The organism is Shewanella sp. (assembly GCF_041630135.1).
Lineage (GTDB): Bacteria > Pseudomonadota > Gammaproteobacteria > Enterobacterales > Shewanellaceae > Shewanella.
On sequence record NZ_JBFKLW010000105.1, the window covers coordinates 1 to 6,158 of the forward strand.

Consider the following 6,158-nt stretch of genomic DNA (forward strand, 5'->3'; position numbering starts at 1 on the left):
GAATGAAATTGCCACTGCAGCCGATGCCGTTACTGTTTTGAATGAAAACGCCAGTCGAATTGATGAAGTGGTCACCACCATTAATGCCATTTCAGAGCAGACCAACCTGCTTGCACTGAACGCTGCCATCGAAGCGGCCCGTGCCGGTGAACAAGGACGTGGTTTTGCGGTGGTGGCAGATGAGGTTCGTACCCTCGCGGGCCGCACACAGGCGGCCACGGTAGAAATCAAATCTATGATCGAAGCCTTGCAAAGCGGTTCACGAAACCTTACCCAGGTAATGGCACGCACCGTAGATCAAGCCGATGAAGGCAAAAAGCACGTGATTAAAACAGGTGAGGACTTAAACAGTATCGCTCATCATAGTGCCAAAGTGTTTGATATGAGTGTGCTCATTGCTACCTCGGCAGAGGAACAGTCTGCAGTAGCTAATGAGATTGCAGGAAACCTGATGGAAATTCGCAATCAGTCACACGATGTGGAACAATCGGCCAATCAATCGGTGTCCGGCTGTGATGAACTGCATGCCACAGCTGAAAAACTCGATCAGTTATTGGTCGGCCTTAAAATCTAGGTTGGCCCCCAAAGGCACCTTCGGGTGCCTTTTTTACTTTAAGCTAATGGCAAACAACAGATTATCCAGTAGACTAACACCTTTGGACACCCAGTAAGCCCAAGGAACCGGCTCAGCCATGAATCAATCCAAGGCCTCTGTGTCACGGCAAATCCATCCCAAGTGGCGCAACAGTCTGCCCTTTCAGGTTGGACTGGTACAAACACTTGTGGCCGCGATACTGTTGATTATCACAGTCTGGATAATGCTTGGTTCTCTTAAAGAAGAAAGATTTCAGCAGGAACTAAATCTTAATCTCTCTCAAGGTCAGTTGATGCTGGCCAAACTCCATGAACTTACGGCTCGTCTGGAGACCTTGGTAACAGCAATTGCTGACGTTGCTGGCACACAACGAAATGCTGTTCACGTTATTGATGAAACAATTCCGGGTCTTTTATCCCTGCCGGAACACAGGGAAGTTATAGCCGGCGGCGGCATCTGGCCTGACCCCTCTTTCCCTCTGGGTGATGAACCCTCTGCCAGAAGCTTATTTTGGGTAAAAGATCTACTTGGACAACTTCGAAAAAATGACGGCTACAATAATGTCAGCAGTGGATACCAAGATGAAAATTGGTATAAGCCAACACGTCTTTTTCCCGCTGGGAAAGTATTTTGGTCACCCTCATATATTGATCCTCATACACAAGAATCCATGGTCACTGCGTCTGTACCCATTTGGCAAGATCATGAGTTTAAAGGAGCTGCAACTGTCGATGTCAGCCTTTCAAGCCTGACACAGCTAGTTAACGATGCCAGCCATGAAATGGGTGGCTACGTGATGTTACTGGATCAGTTCAATCAAGTTTTGTCTTTTCCACTGTCTGGTGCTTTTGGGGATGGGGAAGCGGCACAAAATGTCTCTCAAACCAGTCTTGCTGCTTTAGCCAGTTATTTTAGTGAGTTTCAATCACTGCAGAATTTGATCATTACCGCCGACAAACAATTTATTGCCGAATCCCAAGAACACCTTTTGATAACGCAGGAGCAGTTTTCTTCCATGGCATTAAAGCGTGGAACCCACAATAGAAATATGTTCGAAGCCATTATAAATAATGGTGCCAGAACACAGCAAAAAACAGCACAGCTACTGGGCACATTGGAGTTTGCGTCAGATCCGGTGCTTAATGAAAATAGCTTGGTATCTGTTTACCGAATGCCAGTTACATTTTGGAAAGTAATTACAGTCACCCCTAAGACTTCGTTCAAACACGAGGCATTATTACTCGCTGAGCGAGCCGGTTTATATTTATTGTTGGCGCAATTTTTGGCCTTGGGCTTAATGTATTTAATCCAAAGACAACTCTTTATTCGTCCGCTGGGGCGTATGGTTACTGCTCTTAAGTCAAACGATGCAGCTTATCTCGAATTGGAAGCCTCATCGCGACCGGACGAAATTGGCATTCTTGCCAGCGCCTTTGTTGCCAGATCACATCAGCTTGAAGTAGCCATGGCAAGTTTGGATGCATCTAATCTCGCCTTGGAACAACAGTTGGAAGTACAGCGCGAAGCACAACAGGATTTATTGACCCATAGGGAACATCTGCTTGCTTTACTTAAATCTTCACCCAATATCATCTACATAAAAGACATATCCGGTCGGTACATACTAGTAAATGATAAATTTTGCGAAACCATAGGATTGGATCGCTCAAGAATAATAGGCGCAACTGATCAAAAATTATTCTCTTCAGATTTAGTGCAATCCTATGCTCAGTCAGATCAAAGGGTCATTAACCAGGATGCCCCCTTACATTATGAAGAAGTTTTGCCCACCAGATTAGGGGAACTGAATTTTCAGATAACCAAGTTTGCCATCAGAGACGAAGATGACAATCTGCGGGGCATTGGTGCCATCGCCTTTGACATTCAAAGCAGAAAACGACTCGAAAACGAACTGACGCAGAGAATTACAAAACTCGAATCCGAACTTTATGAAAGTACCCAAAAGATAACAAGCCTGGACTCACTGCTCAGACAGGCGGAATTTTCACTGAATCAATATGACTCAGATACGATATATGCAGACGATAGAGAACGAGCCTGGCAGACAGAACGTCGTTTAGTGAAGTCGTGGAACAGAGCGATCGTAAGTCTTATGGTCAACGAGCAAAATACGCTGCTGGCCAAAGTTTGTGACAATAAAACTGAACTTGATACCGTACGAATCGCAATGACCGAGCAAGCTAAACGGCTAAGGGAATTAGATAGCGTCGCAATGAAGTTTCGGGGCAGTAACGCCGCCGCACCTTTGGAAGTTCTTACAGCCCTGGAAACCTTGTTCAGCCATCAACTCCAGAGCAACAAGGTTCATCTTTCGCTTTCCGGCGAACATAAGCTGATGGTCGCATTGGAACCTTGGCAACTGGGTATGCTTGCACATAGTCTGGTACGTCTTTTGATAAGTCTGGATATCACTAATGGGCACTCAAAATTAGATGCTCGTATAAGCATAGAGGTTCAACAACGTGACACTGATTGCCTTATACGATTTGAACGTCACGGAGTCAGCCCATCTGCGATTACAAATGAACTTGATGATCTGTCCAATTGGCTTGCAACGCATTTTTCCGGCAAATTGAGGTTACTCCCAACGATAGCAATCACAAGTCTAATCGAATGCGAACTGCCACTGGCGAATTACTCAAAGGCTGACATCGACCAGATAGTGTCCTTGTAACCAGTTGCGACCAATTAACAATTTGTGGGTCATCTCGGTTCTGTCTTTGAGATTTACTTTCACTTTGAACTCTTTACCAGGTTCACCCAAGGTCAACTCCACCATGTAACGAATTTCACTGCCCTGGGCATTCCGAATGAGTGAAGTCTCAATAATCCGGCTGTAAACCCGCCGGGTTTGGCCTTTCTCATTCGCGGTGGTAAAACTGATTTTTTTACCAATATTGGCATCCATATCGGTTTTGTTTTCATTTTCAATTTCCAGATCAACCGCATGGAGGCTGTTTTCCACTGCACCAGTATCGATGCGGGTGTCTATGGTCAAATCCGCTTCTACGATATGAATAGGCGCACGCGGACCAATCACATTCTGTTCTGCAACATCAACGAGATAATTACCCTCCAGCCAGTTGCGGCCCAGCAGCAACTTGTAATCCATATGGCCACGGTCTCTCAAATTTACACGGACTTTTCGCACGTCTTTATCGTGGACAAGCTCAAGCTCCACTGTATAACGGCTCTCGGTACCCTGAGAGTTTGACACAGTGCTCACTTTCACAATGCGTGCTTCGAGACGCTGGACCTGACCTTTGCCATTTTCGGTTGAAAAGCGTACCAGCTTACCAATATCATCCTTCATCTTCCTGCCGGCACCACCTATTACCTCAATATTGAAGGCGTGAATGGAGCTCACCGATGCGCCGGTATCAACCCTGGCAGTCATGGCAAAGCCAGCTGCCGACAGTTGAATTTCTGTGGTTTGACCAACGACGGCTTTATCGGCCAGCGCCGATGCCGACAAAAATAAAACAATGAGGGCTATCCCGATTCGAAACATAGATAACATCCTGAAAACGTAATGATTACAAAAAGGTACTCATGGTGTCTGATTACAACCACCATAACGGAAAGCCGCTGTAATTACCAATCAGGATAAAAGCAATCAGCTTTATTGCATCAGCCATTCGCGGGCAAGATGTTGCTCGCTCAGCGCAAAGACCTTAACCGGACACGGCAAAAACAACGCGATGAGCTCACCCATTCGCCTGAACAGCCCGCGGTCGGTAACGATAGCCACACAGCGAAAATCATCAAGGTGAAATACACCCAGCAGAAAGTCCTGCCATAGAGAGGACAGTCGCATGCCGCGGCATTTATCATCGATTTGATACCAGAGGCGGACCGAAGCATGGTCGCGCAGGACCGCTTCCAATGCCGGCACCAACACCTCGGTATAATCTTCAGGAGAGATAACACCCTGGGCACGGACGGCCAGAGTGTCGTGTTCGAATCCGGTTTCAATGCTAATCATGACCCCTCCCTAAGACAATGAGCCACGACGGGAAAACATCAGGCGATGAGCTTAACGATTTCCTGATCAAACAGGTTTTTGATAAGCCCCGAGAAGTCCGCAATAAAGTGCGTTTGCTCCGGCGTGGCTTTCTTCTTACCTACATGTGCCAATATCTCTTCGAGATCGTACACAATGGCATCCACCTCCCGAATGATCATATTGCGCTGAGAAAAACTCAGCTCAGGATTTTGGCCACAGACCATAATAATCTGCGCGGACAATTGCTCTTCAAACAACTCCATAACGGTCTCATCAGACAGCCCGCGTCCCTCAGGAGTTTCAAACAGCCCAAGATTCTCTGTCAGGTATTGAACGAGATGCATATAACCGTCTTTATCTGTGACCATGTCAAATCCTGTATTGCACGTCTTGGTCGGAACTGCTCCCGACAACTTATGTATTATGGAACAAATTCAAGTCTTCTTCCTTAAAGCATAGCAATCCGTTTATTTTTCAAGCAACAACATAAAAGAGACCGGTACAGCTTTGCTGATGGCGGACAGACCTGCGACTTCACGCAGCTTTTCAACCCCGGCAGTCAAACCAAAATTACCGGCGTTAACCATCACCATACCCCGGCTGCTTACCAACATGCGCTCATCGCTAAGACGCGCAACTGTGACGTCCACATTCACCCGGTCAGTTTTACCGTGCAGCGTAATTTCAGCAGGTAATTCGAGTTGGAGGAGTTGTCCTACCGGCAACGCATCCACCGCTACCGAGTCTATCTTCGCAGAAAGTGTGAGTGAGGGAAATTGTTCTACCTCAAACAACATGCTTTTCATGCGCTCGTCACGAATTTCTACGCCCGTATCAACCGACGCCAGAGGAATGCTGAGGCTGAAGTCGCCACTGTCATTAAGGCTGCCTTCGAGCGCTTTGAATCTGTGTACTTCGCCCACATCGCCTTTTTTCACTGACACGAAGCTGACGTTGGAGGCATCGCTGTTGACCTGCCAGGCGGCAAAAGCGCTGAGGCTCGTCACCATCAGGGCGGCAGCAGAAAGAGCACGGATAATCATCACTAATCTCCTTGTGTATTTACGTAATTACTTATGTATCTTGCAAGGTTAGCCACTGGCTTTGCAAGTCCCGGAAGTGCAAGTCTGATAATACTCTAGACCGAAATGCCGATGTTGGCTGTCTATTGCTTGCAATAAAGCACATCAATCTGAAGGCATTAATCCAATCCTGGGACTCACTAGAGAAGTAACTAATGTCGGCAGATCAGAAAATGGCCAAAATATAATGGGTTAACATTGACAGGAACTTATACTTTTTATGCGACGAGGATGAAACGAAGGTGTTCATCCTCGCAGCATCTACACTCGCGGCGCTCCAACAGACAAAAAAGGTCTGCTTGCCGGAAACATCACACCAATGTATACCGAAGCAACCCCTTAGGGCGCCAGCCGGTCAATCAGCCAGCCATTGCTGTTTTTGCTATACAGAAAGCGGTCATGAAGCCGGTGTTCGCCCCCCTGCCAGAACTCAATGCTGTTAGGGCGAACCAAA

At 46.8% G+C, this 6,158-nt stretch carries 7 protein-coding genes; 2 read left to right on the forward strand and 5 right to left on the reverse strand.

From position 1 onward, the window contains the following. Positions 1-574 (forward strand): methyl-accepting chemotaxis protein (locus tag ABYK60_RS18070; protein ID WP_372873388.1); only part of this gene is annotated, 574 nt, incomplete at its 5' end. 118 nt (positions 575-692) lie between these two features. Then, positions 693-3,290 carry a PAS domain-containing protein gene (locus ABYK60_RS18075; RefSeq protein ID WP_372873389.1) on the forward strand — a complete coding sequence of 866 codons (2,598 nt, stop codon included), beginning with the start codon at positions 693-695 and terminating at the stop codon, positions 3,288-3,290. Here the strand turns inward: ABYK60_RS18075 and ABYK60_RS18080 are convergent. The 5 genes from ABYK60_RS18080 to ABYK60_RS18100 form a co-directional block, all read right to left on the reverse strand. Continuing rightward, a complete protein-coding gene (locus ABYK60_RS18080; RefSeq protein WP_372873390.1) occupies positions 3,255-4,127 on the reverse strand; it encodes a RimK/LysX family protein in 873 nt (290 codons plus the stop codon). The two genes, ABYK60_RS18075 and ABYK60_RS18080, sit on opposite strands and share 36 nt — an antisense overlap. A 111-nt stretch (positions 4,128-4,238) precedes the next feature. Further along, entirely contained in the window at positions 4,239-4,601 is a 363-nt protein-coding gene (locus tag ABYK60_RS18085) for an STAS/SEC14 domain-containing protein (protein ID WP_372873391.1), read from the reverse strand. Positions 4,602-4,639: 38 nt separating this feature from the next. Beyond that, positions 4,640-4,990, reverse strand: a complete 351-nt coding sequence (locus ABYK60_RS18090; RefSeq protein WP_372873392.1) for a DUF3802 family protein — start codon at positions 4,988-4,990, stop codon at positions 4,640-4,642. A 99-nt stretch (positions 4,991-5,089) separates the two neighbouring features. Continuing rightward, the gene (locus ABYK60_RS18095) at positions 5,090-5,665 is read right to left on the reverse strand and encodes a YceI family protein (RefSeq protein WP_372873393.1); all 576 of its coding nucleotides are present in this window, start codon (positions 5,663-5,665) and stop codon (positions 5,090-5,092) included. A gap of 378 nt (positions 5,666-6,043) precedes the next feature. Next, a partial coding sequence (locus tag ABYK60_RS18100; RefSeq protein ID WP_372873394.1) for a pyridoxine 5'-phosphate oxidase C-terminal domain-containing protein occupies positions 6,044-6,158 on the reverse strand: 115 nt, incomplete at its 5' end.